At 67.0% G+C, this 17,188-nt stretch carries 6 protein-coding genes and 1 pseudogene; 5 read left to right on the top strand and 2 right to left on the bottom strand.

All coding sequences use genetic code 11. The features are described from left to right. Positions 1-264 precede the first annotated feature (264 nt). A complete protein-coding gene (locus O3684_RS09820; protein WP_500066713.1) occupies positions 265-1,524 on the bottom strand; it encodes an Nramp family divalent metal transporter in 1,260 nt (419 codons plus the stop codon). A 169-nt stretch (positions 1,525-1,693) separates the two neighbouring features. Between O3684_RS09820 and argS the strand changes: the two genes are divergently transcribed. The 4 genes from argS (at position 1,694) to O3684_RS09800 (ending at position 11,802) form a co-directional block, all read left to right on the top strand. Further along, complete coding sequence (gene argS, locus O3684_RS09815) at positions 1,694-3,373, top strand: arginine--tRNA ligase (RefSeq protein WP_500066711.1); 1,680 nt, start codon at positions 1,694-1,696, stop codon at positions 3,371-3,373. 4 nt (positions 3,374-3,377) lie between these two features. After that, complete coding sequence (lysA, locus tag O3684_RS09810) at positions 3,378-4,778, top strand: diaminopimelate decarboxylase (RefSeq protein ID WP_500066709.1); 1,401 nt, start codon at positions 3,378-3,380, stop codon at positions 4,776-4,778. 406 nt (positions 4,779-5,184) lie between these two features. Next, positions 5,185-7,203 (top strand): S8 family serine peptidase, encoded by a 2,019-nt coding sequence (locus O3684_RS09805; protein WP_500066708.1) that lies wholly within the window; start codon positions 5,185-5,187, stop codon positions 7,201-7,203. Between the two features lie 258 nt (positions 7,204-7,461). Continuing rightward, on the top strand, positions 7,462-11,802 hold the full coding sequence (locus tag O3684_RS09800; protein WP_500066706.1) for a S8 family serine peptidase: 4,341 nt from the start codon (positions 7,462-7,464) through the stop codon (positions 11,800-11,802). Positions 11,803-11,929: 127 nt separating this feature from the next. Here O3684_RS09800 and O3684_RS09795 read toward each other — a convergent pair. Further along, positions 11,930-12,435: pseudogene (locus tag O3684_RS09795) on the bottom strand (hypothetical protein); the annotation flags it as partial. Positions 12,436-12,756: 321 nt separating this feature from the next. Between O3684_RS09795 and O3684_RS09790 the strand changes: the two are divergent. Further along, a complete protein-coding gene (locus O3684_RS09790) occupies positions 12,757-16,935 on the top strand; it encodes a S8 family serine peptidase (RefSeq protein ID WP_500066704.1) in 4,179 nt (1,392 codons plus the stop codon). Positions 16,936-17,188 lie beyond the last annotated feature (253 nt).

Below are 17,188 nucleotides of genomic sequence, written 5' to 3'. Positions count from 1 at the left end.
AAAATTCGCCCTGCAGGGAGTGCGCGCGTTGCAAACGCGAAATTTTTCGCCCAGCGTGCCCAAGATCGGCCAAAACGAGCGATTTTTGCCGTGCTGGGCGAGTTTTTTCGCGGTGTGTGCCTGGGCGGGGGTTTGCTGGGCGTGCTGTGTCGCGGGATAAGCCTGCAACTCAGCCCGATGCACCCGGTTCGAAACTTGTGCCCGCTACTCCGGTCCGCAAGGCCCGTGGCAACCAGGCGGTAACCCCAGCCCCGGCCTCGTCCCTTACCCCTGGCCGGTGAGGGTGAGGTAGACGAGGAACAGGTTGAGGGCGACGATGACGGCCGCGATGAGGAAACCTGTGACACGCAGGGGGCGATTGTTGACGTAGTCGCCCATGACGTCGCGGTTTGCGGTCAGGCGCATGAGCGGGATGATCGCGAAGGGGATGCCGAATGATAGGGCGACCTGCGAGACGACGAGCGCCCACGTGGGTTCGGCGCCGGCGCCCAGGATGATGAGCGCGGGGATCAAGGAGACGAGGCGGCGAACGAGGATGGGCACGCGGATGTGGAGCAAGCCGTTCATGATCTCGGAGCCAGCGTAGGCACCCACCGACGTGGAGGCGAGGCCGGAAGCGAGCAGGCCGACCGCGAATACCGTGCCGACGATGGGTCCGAGCGTGGAGGAGATCGCGGCGTGTGCGCCCTCGATGGTGTCGGTGCCACTCTGTCCGGCTAGGGCTGCGGCGGCCAGGAGGAGCAGGCCGATGTTGACCAGGCCCGCGATGCTCAGCGCCCAGTAGATGTCGATGCGGGTTGCGCGCAGGAGTCGCGAGAGGTGTCCCGTGGAGTGGCGGGCGTCGCCGGTGGAGGGGCCGAGCTCGTCGGCGTCGTGGTCGTTGACGAGCGAGGAGTGCAGGTAGACCGCGTGCGGCATGACGGTTGCGCCCAGCATGGAGGCGGCCACGAGGACCGAGTCGGTGCCCTGGAAGCGGGGGAGGAGCCCGCCGAGCATGCCTGAGGGGCTGGGGGGTGCGACGAAGAGGCCCGCGAGGAAGCCGAGCGTGATGATGATCAGCAGGCCGACGATGATCGTCTCGAATTGGCGCTGTCGTCCGCCGCCCTGGACGAGGAGGAGGCCCATGGAGACGATGCCGATGATGACGCCGCCCCATAGCAGTGAGATCCCGAAGAGGAGGTGGAGGGCGAGTGCGCCGCCGATGACTTCGGCGAGGTCGGTTGCGGCCGCGACGATTTCCGCCTGAATCCAGAAGGCGATGCGCCCGGCTTTGGGCATGCGCGCGCCGAGCAGGGAGGGCAGGGATTGGCCGGTGACGAGGCCGAGCTTGGCGGAGAGGTATTGGATGACCATCGCGAAGATGTTCGAGGCCACGAGGACCCACACGAGCAGGTACCCGTAGCGTGCGCCCGCGGTGATGTTGGCGGCGACGTTTCCGGGGTCGACGTAGGCGACGGCCGCGACGAAGGCGGGGCCGAGGAGGGGGATGAGCTTGTGGTGGTGCTCGGTGTCCGTGCTGGTCACGGGAAATCCTCACTGCTGACGGAAATACTTCGGCTACCCGAAACATTACTCGGATTGGCACCCGCGTGGGGTGGGAGAGTGGCGCATGGGACGCGTATGTGGCCAGGTTTTCATCCACGAGGCCGGGGAGAGTTCGCGGATAGGTGCACAGACCCCGTAGTCTAAAGGGGTGACTCCAGAAGAACTTGCTACTCTCATCCGCGCGACCCTGCTGGACGCTGCCGCCGCCGGTCGCATTTCGATCGACCCTTCGCTGGTCCCCGACCCCGTGACCGTGGAGCGCCCGCGCGTGCGCGAGCACGGCGATTGGGCGACCAACGTCGCGATGCAGCTCGGTAAGAAGGCTGGCATGGCTCCGCGCGAGTTCGCGCAGATCCTCGCCGATGATCTCGCGGCTGCCGACGGCATTGACTCCGTCGAGGTTGCGGGTCCCGGCTTCATTAACATCCGCCTGGGCGCGGGTGCGGCCGGCGAGCTGGCGCGCACGATCGTCGAGGCCGGTGCCTCGTACGGGCGCAATGAGACTCTGGCGGGTCGCTCGATCAACCTTGAGTACGTGTCTGCGAACCCGACGGGTCCCGTGCACCTGGGTGGTGCCCGCTGGGCTGCCGTCGGTGACTCCCTGGCCCGCCTCATGGCCGCATCCGGCGCTGCCGTGACGCGCGAGTACTACTTCAACGATCACGGCTCGCAGATCGACCGCTTCTCCCACTCCCTGTACGCCCGCGCGATGGGCCGCGAGGTTCCCGAGGACGGCTACGGCGGCCAGTACATCGCCGACATCGCCGACCAGGTGCGCGCCGACGCGCGCGCGGCCGGCGAGCCTGACCCGATCACCCTGCCCGAGGAAGAGGCCATTGAGGTCTTCCGCGCTCGCGGTGTCGAGCTGATGTTCGCGGAGATTAAGGAACGCCTGCACTCCTTCCGCGCCGACTTCGACGTCTTCTTCCACGAGGATTCGCTGCACACGTCCGGCGCGGTTGCCGATGCGATCGAGCGCCTGCGCGAGCGCGGGGAGATCTTCGATGAGGGTGGCGCGGTGTGGCTGCGTACGACCACCTACGGCGACGATAAGGATCGCGTCCTCATCAAGTCGGACGGCCAGGCCGCGTACTTTGCGGGTGACGTCGCTTACTACCTGAACAAGCGCGAGCGTGGCGCGGATGCCGCCATCTACCTGCTGGGTGCCGACCACCACGGCTACATCGGCCGCATGATGGCCATGTGCGCCGCCTTCGGCGACAAGCCGGGCGAGAACCTGCAGATCCTCATCGGCCAGCTCGTCAACCTGGTGAAGGACGGCGAGCCCGTGCGCATGTCCAAGCGCGCCGGAACGATCGTGACCCTCGACGACCTGGTCGACGCCGTGGGCGTGGACGCGGCGCGCTACGCTCTCGTGCGCGTGTCGATGGACACCCAGGTCGACATCGACCTGAACCTGCTCTCGCAGCACTCCAACGACAACCCCGTCTACTACGTGCAGTACGCCCACGTGCGCACTTGCAACGTGGCGCGCAACGCCGCCGAGCATGGCGTCACCCGCGACGCCGGCTTCGACCCGGCGGCCCTCGACTCCGAGGCCGATGAGGCCCTGCTGGCCGCTCTCGCCCAGTTCCCCGCGCAGGTTGCGCAGGCGACCGAGCTGCGCGAGCCACACCGCATCGCCCGCTACCTCGAGTCCCTGGCCGCGACCTACCACGCATGGTACGGCCAGTGCCGCGTGACGCCTCGCGGCGACGACCCGATCGAGCCCGGCCACGTCGCCCGCCTCTGGCTGAACGACGCGGTGACCCAGGTGCTTCGCACCGGCCTCGGCCTCCTTGGCGTGAGCGCCCCCGAGAGGATGTGAGTCGGTGAGCGAGACGGAGAACGTCGCTGCCCTCACCTGCCCGACTCCCGATGAGCGCCCGGACCTGTGGCCCTGGAGCGCGAGTCGGGAGAATGGCGTGCTGCGCGTGGGAGGCGTCGATTTGACCAGCGTCGCCGCCGACTTCGGCACGCCCACCTTCGTGCTCGATGTTGAGGCCATGCGCGGCCGTGCCCGCGTGTGGGCGAGCGCGATGGCCGAGGAATTCTGGGACGGCTACGGCATGAACGGCGGCGACGCCTTCTATGCTGGCAAGGCCTTCCTGAGCGCCGACGTCGCGCGCCTGGTCGCGGCCGAGGGCCTGGGGATCGACACCGCCTCGCTCGGTGAGCTGAGCCTGGCCCTGCGCGCTGGCGTGGATCCCTCGCGCATCGGCCTGCACGGCAACAACAAGTCGGACGCGGAGATCCGCCTGGCCCTCGAGGCTGGCATCCATCGCATCTTCATCGATTCGATGGACGAGGTTCACCAGATTGAGCGCATCGCCGCTGACCTCGGTGTCGTCGCGCCCGTCATGGTGCGCCTGAAGTCGGGCATTCACGCGGGTGGCAACGAGTACATTGCGACCGCCCACGAGGACCAGAAGTTCGGTCTGTCCCTGGCCACCGGCCAGGCGTACGAGGCCGTGGCCGCCATCAAGGACGCGCCTCACCTGGACTTCCGCGGGCTGCACAGCCACATCGGCTCTCAGATCTTCGGGACCGAGGCCTTCGCTGAGGCCGCGCGCATCGTCGTCGACTTTGCGGCGCGCGTGAAGGCCGAGCTCGACCTGGACGTTCCCGCGATCGACCTGGGTGGCGGCGTCGGTATCGCCTACACGGGCCAGGATCCGGTTCCGACCTCTCCGGTCGAGGTCGCTCGTGCCCTGGCGGACGTCGTGCGCGAGCGCTGCGCCCACCATGGCCTGCCGATCCCGCACGTGTCCGTCGAGCCGGGCCGCTCCATCGCGGGTCCCTCGATGGTCATGCTCTACCGCGTTGGCGTCGTCAAGGACGTCTCCCTGGAAGATGGGGGAGTGCGCCGCTACGTGGCGATCGACGGCGGCATGTCGGATAACATTCGCCCGGTGCTCTACGACGCCGTCTACACGGCGACGCTCGCGAACCGGGACCCGGCCGATGCCTCGTCCCTGGTGCGTTGCCGCATCGTCGGCAAGCACTGCGAGAGTGGCGACATCATCATCCGCGACATCGACCTGCCGGCCGACATTGCGGGCGGTGACCTGCTGGCCGTCCCGGCAGTGGGCGCGTACGGCTACTCGATGGCATCGAACTACAACATGCTGACGAAGCCCGGCGTGCTCGCCGTCGAGGATGGGGCCGCCCGCTGGTTCATTCGCCCGCAGACGGTCGACCACCTGCTGGCCCTCGACGCTGGCCTGGAGTGAACACCGGCCTGGAGCAACCGCCGGCCTGGAGCAACCACCGGCCTGCAACAAGCAGAGCGACAAGACGGGGAGTGCCTACGGGCACTCCCCGTCTTGCATGTGCTCCCCGCTTTGTGTGTGCTCCCCGTTTCGCGCCCCTCCGGACTGCATTCCCCCAAATTTCGCATGCAATTCCCACGCGAGTATTTCATGATTTGAAATCTGATCGTTGGTATTCTGCGGTTTTTCGGGGGTTCCGAAAATTGGGGCAAGGGGAATTGCATGCGAAATTGGGGGAGGGGCCGCACAGTGAGGAGTTGGGCTTAGGTAAGCCTAGGTTTTGTTGTTACTGGCAAACTCTAGGATGATGGGCGTAGCTGCGAATGCAGCCGAAATCCTGACAGTGACAAACGAAAGTCGAGGAAACATGCGCCGCATCGCCGCACGCATCGGTCTCATCGCCGCCCTCGCCCTGTCCATGGGCGTGGCCGCGGTCAACGCCCCCTCCGCGCGAGCCGAGGAGCCCGGCCTCGTCTCTGCACCCCGCGCCGACAATGATGAGATGAACTACGCGATCAACCTCGCGGGCGCCGATCCCGAGGACCTCCAGCGAGCCCTCGCTCTCGTCCCCGGGGCGGGCGGTGCTGCCCTGGCCTCGTACCCCGAGATTGGGACTTTCTTCGCGCAGAGCGCCACTCCTTCGTTCGCACCCGACCTGGCCGCCGCCCTGCGGCAGGCCGGCATCTCCATTCACTCGATCGGACCCACCCGCGTGGCTCCCGTCCTGTACTACGAGCGCGTCGAGCTGCCCACAGACAAGAAGGACGAGGCCCCGCAGTCCGGCACGGCAGGCGGGCTGACCTCCATGCGTGAGGAGAGTGCGAGCGCTGCCCCCGCTGGTGCAAACGAGGAGGTTTTCAACTGGGGTGCGGTCGCTATGCATGCGCGCGAGGCCGAGGCCGTGAACGTCAAGCGTGCCCCGGTGACCGTCGCCGTCGTTGATTCCGGCGTTGAGGACACTCATCCGGACTTGGAGGGGCGTGTTGATACGTCGCGTTCCGTGAAGTGTTCGGTCAATGGTGTTGCGACTCAGGATTTTTACGGGTGGCGTGACGAGTTCTATCACGGCACGCATGTCGCGGGTATTATTGCGGCCAATCACAATGATATCGGCATTGATGGTATTGCTCCGGAGGCGAGCATTGTTGCCATTGAGGCGACGAACGATAATCGCCTCATCTACCCCGAGTATGTGACGTGCGCGTTCATGTGGGCCGCGAGCCACGGGGTGGACGTCGTGAATAACTCGTACTCGATGGATCCGTGGGTCTATTGGAGCCCGACTGATCCCGAGCAGGCGGCGGGCCTCGAGGCGGCGACGCGATCGATCAAGTATGCGCAGGGTCAGGGCCTGGCCGTCATCGCTGCCGCCGGTAATGAGGGCGTCGATATTGATCATCCGACGGTCGACAACGGGTCTCCGACCGACGTGCCGACGCCGACGAAGAACAGGGCCGTGAATGGCGGTATCCGCGTTCCTTCCATGCTTGATGGTGTCGCGCAGGCGAGCGCGGTTGGTCAGGCGTACAACGTGAAGCCCGGACTGTCCCTCGGTCGCGCCGAGTTCTCTAACTACGGCGACACGATCGATTTTGCTGCTCCGGGCGACCAGATTTACTCCACGGTTCCCTTGCTGTTCTACCCCAGCGGTTACGCCGTCGCCGACGGCACGTCCATGGCGACGCCGCACGTGTCGGGCATTGCGGCCCTCATTAAGTCGGTGCATCCTGAGCTGTCCGGCGCGCAGGTCATCGACCTCATGAAGAAGCAGGCGGCGGCCAATTACGGACGCCTCAACGCGCCCATCGATGGTAGGGAGTACCGCGGTTACGGCTTCCTCGATGCGCTCGATGCGGTGACGTCCGGCGTGGATCAGATTGACGAGGCCAAGGCTGGCGCGTGGGTGAAGGACGCGGTCGGCTGGTGGTACCGGTACGAGGATGGCAGCTACCCGGCGTCGATGAGCGCTCAGATCGACGGGGCGACCTACCGTTTCGACGCGCGCGGCTACATGGTGACCGGCTGGGCCCTTGAGGGTGGTCAGTGGTTCTACCACGGTGCTTCGGGCGCGCAGGTGGCGGGCTGGGCCAACGTGAACGGCACCTGGTACTACCTGGATCCCGCCTCGGGTGCGATGGCGACGGGGTGGGTGTTCGTGGGTGGCACGTGGTACTACCTGGGCGCGTCGGGTGCGATGGCGACCGGCTGGGCCTACGTCGATGGCGCCTGGTATTACCTCACGCCCTCCGGTGCGATGGCGATCGGCTGGCTGCATGAGGGTGGCTCCTGGTACTACTTGGATCCCGCGACGGGTGCGATGGTCACCGGTAGTCAGCAGGTGGATGGCGTGGCCTACACCTTCGGGCCGGACGGGCGCATGCGCTAACCGGCGGCGGTGAATCGTTGCGGTGGGGCTGGGCATCTGCGGGTGCCCGGCCCCGCTTTGTTGCGGCTCGGGGGCAGTTTTGTCATGGCTCCCGGGCGTGTGCGCGTGGGGGAGTGATTACCCGGAATTCTCGTTATTTATCGAGGTGTTGGCGGAGTTAAGCAGCGCTAAATTGTGGCGAGTGACAAACTAAAGCATGATAGTTCTGATGAGTACATTGCCGTACTCGCCAGACCCACAACCGAAAGTCGAGGAACCATGCGCCGCAATGTTGCACGCATCGGGCTCGTCGCTGCCCTCGCCCTGTCCATGGGCGTGGCCACAGCGACCGCCCCACCCACCCGGGCTGACGACCACACCGGCCTCATCGCGCCCGCCCGCGCGAGCGCAGGCCTGATGAACTACGCGATTAACCTGAGCCCGCAGGCCAGCGCCGAAGATCTCGCGCGCGCGACCTCGCTGGTCGCTACCGCGGGGGGCGTCGCCCTGGCCTCGTACCCGCAGATCGGAACGTTCTTCGCTCAAAGCGAGTCGGCCTCGTTCGCCCCGGACCTGGCCCAAGCCCTGGCGAAGGCCGGTATTTCGGTGCATTCGGTGGGGCCGACGCGCGTGGCCGCCGTGCCCGAAGGGGAACGCCAGGCCGCTCCCGACCCGCAGCCCGGACCGCAGTCCGGGGGCGCGGACCCCGCGCAGTCCGGAAGCCAGTCGGGGGCCCAGTCCGGAGCCCAGTCGGGTGGCCCGGCTTCCCTGCGCGGTGAGAGTGCGACCGAGGCTGATACGCCCGAGGAGGTCGTCAACTGGGGTGCTCAGGCGATGAGCGCTGCCGACGCGGCCGCCGTGCCGATCGCGCACGCGCCCGTCACCGTCGGCGTCATCGACACGGGTATCGACGACACGCACCCCGACCTCGTGGGGCGCGTCGACACCTCCCGGTCTGTTTCTTGCGCGCACAACGGCATCGCCTCCCAGGCCTACGGTTCCTGGCGTGACGACTACTTCCACGGCACGCACGTCGCCGGCATCATTGCCGCCAACCACAACGGCATCGGCATCGATGGCATCGCCCCGACCTCGACCCTCGTGTCCATCAAGGCCGCGAACAGCGAGCAGCTCATGTACCCCGAGTACGTGACCTGCAGCTTCATGTGGGCCGCCAGCCACGGTGTCGACATCGTCAATAACTCCTACTCGATGGATCCGTGGGTCTACTGGAGCCCCAGCGACCCCGAGCAGGCCGCAGGCCTCGAGGCAGCGACCCGCGCCATCGCCTACGTGCAGGGCAAGGGTCTGGCTGTCATCGCCTCGGCGGGCAACGACGGCATGGACAACGACAACGTCACGACCGACAGCGGGTCGCCGACCGACCTCGACACCCCGATCAAGGATCGCCCCGTCACCGGCGGCGTGAAGGTCCCCGCCATGGTCGAGGGCGTCAGCCAGGTCAGCGCCGCCACGCGCACCGACGTCGAGACCAAGCCCGAATGGTCCAACCTCAAGCGCGCCGAATTCTCCAACTACGGAAAGAGCGTCGACTTCACCGCCCCGGGCGAGGACATCTACTCGACCGTGCCCACGGCGATCTTCCCGTCCGGCTACGCCAAGACCAGCGGCACCTCGATGGCCGCACCCCACCTGACGGGCATCGCCGCGCTCATCAAGTCGATCCACCCCGACTTCCAGGGCAAGCAGATCACCGACCTCATGCGCAAGCAGGCCGCCATGGAATACACGCGCCTGCAGGAGCCCGAGGACGGCAAGGAATACCGCGGCTACGGATTCATCAACGCGCTGACCACCATGCGCCGCGACCAGCCCCAGCCCACCGTCACGACCATCCAGTACCGGGTCGGCAAGGGCGAATGGAAGGACCTGGATGGCGCGACCCTGCCCGCTGGCCCCGTCACCTTCTACGCCGAGGCCAACGCGCCGATCAGCCACCTGCACATGGATGTCGCCTCCCTGACCAGCGTCGACCGCGACGGTTCGGGCAAGTACGGTGATGCAGCCCTCGGCGTGTCGGCCGAAAACGTTGACCTCTCCTCACTCCTGCCCGAGGGCACCGACTCCGTGACCGCTCGCGTCCAGGTCAGCGCCACCGGCATCAACTTCGACCGCCAGGCCGACGACGACACGGGCCGCGAGGCCGTCTTCACCGTCTCGCGCGACCCGAACGCCGCGGTGCAGCCGACGCCCGCGCCCGACACGACGCCCGCGCCCGCTGGCCCCGCCAAGGCTGGCATCACCGCCCCCGTACGCGCCACCGAGCAGCTGCCCGCCAACTACGCGGTCAACCTGCCCAAGGGCACCGATAACGCGACCTTCCAGCGCGCCGCGGCCCAGGCCTCGTTCCTGGGCGGCCTGGTCCTGTCCCAGTACCCGGCCTTCGGCACGTTCTTCGTGCAGGCCGCCTCGCCCACCTTCTCGCCCGACCTGGGCGCCGCGCTCGTGAAGGAAGGCATCAGCTATGACTCGATCGGCCCGACCCGCCAGGCGCCCGTCGGTGGCAACGAGGCCGTGGTCCCCGTTCCCTACGAGACCCGAGTCGCGGCGGACGCTGCGCTCGCGGCCGCACCTCGCTCCGAGGGAGCGCAGGGAGCTCAGAGCGATCAGGATGCGACCCTGACCCCTGACCCACAGACGAGCAACGGATGGCACCTCCAGGCCCTGCACGCCCTCGAGGCGCAGGACGTGGACGTCATGCGCGCGCCCGTGACGGTGGGCATCATGGACCAGTCCGTGGACGACACCGTGCCGGACCTGGCTGGACAGGTCGACTATGACAAGTCCGTGGCCTGCAACGTCAACGGCGTGCCCAACCGCGACCCCGCCGCCTGGCGCTGGGACGACGCCACCCACGGCACGCACGTGGCCGGCTCGATCGCCGCGAAGCACGACGGCGTGGGCGTGGACGGCGTGAACCCGACCCTGCGCATCGCCGCGATCAACGTGGCCTCGCGCAATGGTGGTTTCTTCTACCCCGAGTACATCGCGTGCGGCTTCGTGTGGGCCGCCGACCACGGCATTTCGGTCACCAACGGCTCGTACTACGTCAACCCGTGGAAGTACTGGATGCCGAACGACCCCGAGCAGGCTGCCGGCCTGGAGGCCGTGCAGCGCGCGGTCGACTACGCGACCTCGAAGGATGTCATCAACGTGGTGGCCGCCGGCAACTGGACGACGGACCTGGATAACCCGCCTGCCACCGACGATTCGTCGCCGGGCGACACCTGGGGCGCGTATGAGCGTGACGTGAAGGGAGGCGTCTACATGCCGTCGATGCTGCGCGGCACGCTCGCCGTGTCCGCCCTGCAGCTGCCCGAGGGTGCCGACCCCGCCACCGGCGTGCTCGAGCCGACGTCCTGGTCGAACTGGGGTGCGAACAGTATCGACTTCGCTGCCCCCGGCGCGAAGATCTACGCGCCGCTGACGAGCTGGTACGGCAAGGCCTACGGCAACCTGTACGGCACGTCGCAGGCCTCGCCCCTGGCGGCCGCCGTCATCGCGACGCTGCGCCAGGTCCACCCGGAGATGAACGCCGAGCAGATCATTGCCCTGGCGAAGAAGCAGGCGGGCGACCCGGCGAACTGGAACCGCCTGAAGCCCATGGAGGGCCACGAGTACCGGGGTGCGGGCCTGCCCAACGCCCTGGACGCGGTGCTGAAGGACCAAGCGAAGCCCGTCATTGGCAGCGTCGAGTACTCGACCGACGGCACCACGTGGCAGCCGCTCGCGGGGGCGAGCGTCTCCGGGCGCGTCTCCATCCGAGTGACGGTGACCGGTCCCGTGACCTCGGCGCGCCTCCTCGTGGGTGAGCGTGAAGTCGCGACCGGTGTGGGCAACGGTGCGTTCGAGGGCAACTCGGTGACGCTGCAGGCCGACGGCGTGGACGTGTCCCACCCGAATGGGACGGGACGCTTCGCGGGTGCAGCGACGGTGACGGTTGAGGCCATGGGCCGCAACAACGACGCGCGCGCCGATGACGACGCGACCCTCCAGGTTCCCTTCACGGTCAGCCCCGACCAGGTCGGCCCGGACGAGGCCCGCTCGGGCCGCTGGGTCTCCGGCGCCTTTGGCTGGTGGTGGCGCTACGAGGACGGCACGTACCCGACCTCGACGCAGCTGCGCATCGACGGGGCGATCTACCGCTTCGACGCGCGCGGCTACATGGTGACCGGCTGGGTCAGCGAGGGCGGACACTGGTTCTACTACGGTCCCTCCGGCGGCCAGGCTGCGGGCTGGGTGAAGGTACATGGGACCTGGTACTACCTGGATCCCATCAGTGGAGAGATGGCCAGCGGGTGGACCAAGGTGCGCGACACCTGGTACTACCTGGCGTCCTCGGGTGCCATGCGCACCGGCTGGATGCGTGAGGGTTCCACCTGGTACTACCTGGCTGACTCCGGCGCGATGGCCACGGGCTGGGCGCGCGTCGGCTCCTCCTGGTATTTCTTCGCCCCCTCCGGCGCGATGAGCGTCGGCTGGGTGAAGGACGGCGGCTCCTGGTACTACCTGTCCTCCTCCGGGGCGATGGTGACCGGGGCGCGCTGGATTGACGGCACGCGCTACGTGTTCGATCAGTCGGGTCGCCTCCAGGAGTAGGCCTCACGAGGCCGGGGATCCTTCCCCGGTTGAGCGTCCTGGGGCCGCGCACGAGTTTTCGTGCGCGGCCCCGCTGCGTTGGTGGGTGTTCCGTGGTGCCCGGCGTGTGTGTGGCCTGGTGACCGGTTTAGTGGCCTTGTTTTTCTTCCCAGGTGTCGGTGTTGGAGACGATGAGGTGGCCCAGGGGGAAGGGGCCTGTTGTTTCTTTGGTGGTGACCAGGCCGTTGATGGTTTGTGTTTCTCCGGTGAAGGGGTTGGTGGCGGTGCCTGCCCAGGTGGTGGTCAGGGTGATGGTGCGTGTGGCGTTGGGGTAGGGTCCGTCGAAGCGTGAGCGCCAGCCGTTGGGTGGGGTGTAGTAGTGGCGGATGAGTCGGGGGTCCTTGTTGGGGTCCATGCCCTTCTCGTATGGCATTCCTTGGTAGGCGGTGACGGTGTGTGGGGTGCCGTCGCCCAGTCCCATTCGTAGTTGGTGGCCGTCAAGGTGATGGTGATGTCGTGGCCCAGCAGGTTGATCGTGTGGGTCTGTGTGGGGTGGGTGGCTGCCACGATCGTGGGAATGTACTTGTTCGTGTACGAGACGTTTGGGGGCTGCTTGTAGATCCCTGCGCCATCCGCGCGGATGGAGACGGTGGCACAGGCGTGCGCGCGACCGTGCAACCCAGCCCCGGCCTCGTCAATGACAGATGAGGGCAACCTGTGTGTGGGGTGGAAGGGATGGTGTCACGTGCGTCTGCGCATCTGTATTGCGTCTGGTCATGGTCTTGTTAATCAATCCTTGACAGGTGGCGATTAGGTGAGAATTAAACAAATAATAAGGTGGCTTGTATAGTGTTGAAAAAGCTTGTATTTATGCAAATTAGGTCAGAAATTTGTGTCGTATGACAAAGCGGTGGATCATGGTTACTGCATGGACAAAGTTGCCCATGCGCAGTGACAACTGAAAGTCGAGGAACCATGCATCGCACCGTTGCACGCATCGGTCTCGTCGCGGCTCTCGCTCTGTCCATGAGCGTGGTCACGGTGACCGCCCCGCCTGCCAGTGCCGACGATAACGTCGGTCTGGTTTCGCCCGCCCGTTCCACCGCGGGCCTCATGAACTACGCCATCAACCTCGACCCCAATGCGGGGCAGAGCGAGATGGCCAGCGCCGTCGACCTGATTCCGCAAGTCGGTGGCGTTCTCCTGACCAGCTACCCCGAGCTGGGCACGCTGTTCGCCCAAAGTGAGTCGGCCTCATTCGCCCCTGATCTGGCCGCCGCCCTGGCCAAGGCCGGGGTGAGCGTTCACTCCATTGGCCCGACCCGCGTGGCCGCCGTGCCCGACAGTGAGCGTGCCGTGGGTGACAACCCGCCCGCAGCACCCGCAGCCGTATCGCCCGTGGCGCCGGCAGCCGCGCAAGCGCCTGCCGCGGATGACCCCGTCGTACCCACCGACACGATCCCGGATCCGGATAGCAGGATCTTTTCCACCCAGGCGAACTGGGGCGCCGAGGCCATGGAGGCCCGAGGCGCTAACGAGGTGGTCGTAACCCGCGAGGCCGTCACCGTCGGCGTCATTGACACCGGTATCGACGAGGCGCAGCCCGACCTGGAGGGGCGCGTGGATACCGCCCGCTCCGTCTCCTGTGCCGTCAACGGCGTCCCCAACCAGGCTGAGGACGCCCGGAAGTTCAGTAGCGGGCACGGCACGCACGTTGCGGGCATCATTGCGGCCAACCACAACGACATCGGCATCGACGGGATCGCGCCGAGGGCGACGCTCGTGTCCATCAAGGCGCTCAACGAGTCGCAGCTGCTCTACCCGGAGGCCCTCGTGTGCGCCTACGAATGGGCGACGAGCCACGAGGTGGACATCGTCCACAACTCCTACCAGATGGACCCGTGGGTGTACTGGAGCCCGACGGATCCCGAGCAGGCGGCGGGGCTTGAAGCCGCCGAGCGCGCGATTCACCACGCCCAGTCGCGAGGACTAGCCGTGATCGCAGGCGCCGGTGACCGAGGCATCGACATCGACCACGCGACGACAGACAGCGACTCGCCGACGGATTCGACGCCGATCGCGAACCGTTCCGTTGAAGGTGCGCGGATGGTCCCGGCGCAGGTCAGCGGCGTTGCCACGGTCGCCTCGGTCGGTATGGAGGATTGGGACGCGGATCCGCTGCGGGCGACCTTGACGCGTGCGGAGCGCTCGAATTACGGCGCTTCCGTTGATTTTGCTGCGCCGGGGGAGTGGATCTACTCCACCTACCCCAATGGGAGGATTCCGCAGATTTACGGCTTTTCGTCGGGTACCTCGCTGGCGGCCGCGCACGTCGCGGGCGTCGCGGCGCTGCTCAAGTCGGTGCACCCGACGCTGCCCGGTGCGCAGATCGTCACGCTCATGCACAAGCAGGCCGCCTACGATTATGGGCGTCTGAAAGCCCCGAGTGACGGCGCGCAATACCGAGGTTACGGCTTCCTGAACGACCGTTTCGCCATGGTGCGGGACCAGGCTTCCCCTGTGATCCGCGCGGTCGAGTACCGCATCGGTGACGGCGAGTGGGCCAACCTGAACGGGGCTGTGCTGCCCGCTGGGGTCGTGCAGATGCGCGTCGAGGCGAGCTCTCCGGTCTCGTACATGAATCTCGACGTTCAAGGCGTGACGGCCGTGTCCACCGAGCAGGAGGACAGCTACTTCGCCGAGCCGATGGTCTTGGAGGCCCAAGATGTTGACCTGAGCGGTGTCCTCGCGGATGGGCAGGATGACAAGTCGGTGAGCGCGACGGTCTATGCCGAGGGCATCAACTACGACAAGTCTGCCGACGACGACGCCACTTCCACGGCCGTTTTCACGGTTGCTCGGGACCCGAACGCCGTACCCACCCCCGAGCCCGCACCCGATCCCGGGGAGGACCCGACTCCCGGCGAACCCGTCGCTCCGGGCATCGTTTCGCCGGATCTGCAGGCGCACCAGCTGCCCGCGAACTACGCCGTGAACCTCACGTCGGGGACGGATGAGGCCACCTTCCAGCGCGCGGTCGCCAAGGCCTCGTCCCTGGGTGGACTCGTGCTCGCGCAGTACCCTGCTTTCGGCACGTTCTTCGTCCAGTCGGGGTCGCCGAGTTTCGCGGGCGACCTGGGCGTGCAGCTTTCCGAGGCGGGCATTTCCTTCCACTCCGTGGGGCCGACCCGTCAGGCGCCGGTGAGCGGTAACGAGGCCATCGTGCCCGTCGACAAGGCGGGCCAACCCGGTGCTGACGGCGCCACATCGGACGAGGCTGTGGCCGCGTCGGGCGTAGAAGCGCCGGCAGCAGTCGGCGGCGTCTACCCGAACCCGCCTGCGGACAATCAGTGGCACTTGAAGGCCATCGGGGCCCTCGACGCGCAGGGCGTGGACGTCATGCGCGCGCCCGTCACGGTCGGCGTCATGGCGGATGGCTTCGACCAGGTGATCACCGACCTGGATGGGCGTGTCGATTTTGATAGGTCCGTATCCTGCAACATCAACGGCATCCCGAACGGTTCCCCGTGGATGTGGGGGTCGACGGGCGCGACGCGTGGCACGCAGATGGCCGGCGCGATTGCGGGGCGGGGCGTGTCCAGTCCCGTTGGCGGCGTGAATCCGACGCTGAGCGTCGCGGCGATCAACGTGCAGTCGCGTCAGACGGGCATGCACTACCCGGAGTACGTGGTCTGCGGCTTCGTGTGGGCGGCTGATCACGGGATTTCCGTGACGGCCAGCTCCTTTGCCGCGGATCCATGGAAGTACTGGATGCCGGGCGAGGGCACGCAGGCAGCGGGCCGCGAGGCCATGAAGCGCGCGATCGACTACGCCGCGTCCAAGGACGTGATCTCCGTCGTGGACGCGGGCACTGGCGGTATCAACCTGGATAACCCGCCGATTAAGGATTCTGCCTCGCCCACCGACACGTGGGCACCCTACCAGCGTGATTCGTGGAGCGGCCTGACCATCCCGGCCATGATGGACCATGTTGTACCCGTGTCCACCCTGCGCCTCATGGACGGCCAGGATCCGGCGACCGGCACGCTTGAGGCGGCGTGGACGGCGAACTGGGGCAAGCAGACGATCGCGTTCGCGGCACCCGGAGAGAACGTCTACACGACGCTGCCCGGGGATTCCACGGTGCGCGGCGACTTTGCGATGGACGCGTCGATGGCCGCTCCCGTGGCCTCGGCCGTGATCGCGACGCTGCGCCAGGTGCACCCGGAGATGAGCGCCGACCAGATCCTCGAGCTGGCGCGCAAGCAGGCGGGCGCGTCTGCGAATTGGTCTCGCCTGGCCGAGCCCACGAATGAGCGCGAGTATCGGGGCTCGGGCATGCCGAGCGCGCTCGACGCCGTGCTCAAGGATCAGGCGCGGCCCGTCGTCGGCGGGGTCGAGTACTCGGTTGACGGTTCCACGTGGGCCGCGTTGGACGGTCAGACCGTGTCTGGGCGCGTGTCCCTGCGCGCGACCGTGACCGGGCCCGTGACGTCGGCTCGCCTGTTGGTGGGCGGCCAGGAGGTCGCGACCGCTCAGGGCAGCGGCGAGTTCTCGGGCCCGGGCGTGACGCTGCAGGCCGACGGCGTGGATGTGTCGCATCCCGTGACCGGTGGTTCCGCCGTCGTCGGTGCCACGTCCGTGAGCGTCGAGGCCTTTGGGCGCAACAGCGATCCGCGTGCCGATGACGATGTCGTGGCGTCGACGCCGTTCACGGTCGGATCGGGGTCAGGGTCGGGTTCCGGTGGCTCTGAGGGCACGGGCGTCGCCGAGGCCGGGGCTGGGCGCTGGGTTACCAGTATCTGGGGCCGATGGTGGCGTTACACCGATGGCACCTACCCGACGAACGTGCGACTGCGCATCGACGGGAAGGTGTACCGTTTCAACGCGCGAGGCTACGTGGTGAAGGGCTGGAAGTCCGAGGGCGGCCAGTGGGTCTACTACGGGCATGATGGCGCTCAAGCCTTTGGCTGGGCGCACGTGCGAGGCGCCTGGTACTACCTGGATCCCGCTTCGGGGTTCATGCGCACGGGATGGCTGACGCTGGGCGACGACACGTATTACCTGTCGTCGTCGGGCGTCATGGTGACGGGGACTCGGTGGATTGACGGCAAGCGCTACGTGTTTGATGCGCGTGGGCGTTTGAGGCAGTGATCCGAGTGTGCTTCGCGGCGGCAACACGTCGCTGAGGGGCCCGGGGCCGCACACGATTGTTCGTGCGCGGCCCCGCTGCGTTGGCGGGTATTCCGTGGTGCCCGGTGCGTGCACGGCCTGGTGGTGGGGTTAGTGGCCTTGTTTTTCTTCCCAGGTGTCGGTGTTGGAGACGATGAGGTGGGAGAGTCGGAATGGGCCTGTTGTTTCTTTGGTGGTGACCAGGCCGTTGATGGTTTGGGTTTCTCCGGTGAAG

Source organism: Pauljensenia sp. 20925_1_27, from assembly GCF_041432835.1.
Lineage (GTDB): Bacteria > Actinomycetota > Actinomycetes > Actinomycetales > Actinomycetaceae > Pauljensenia.
This window is presented reverse-complemented; position numbering and strand designations above follow the sequence as displayed.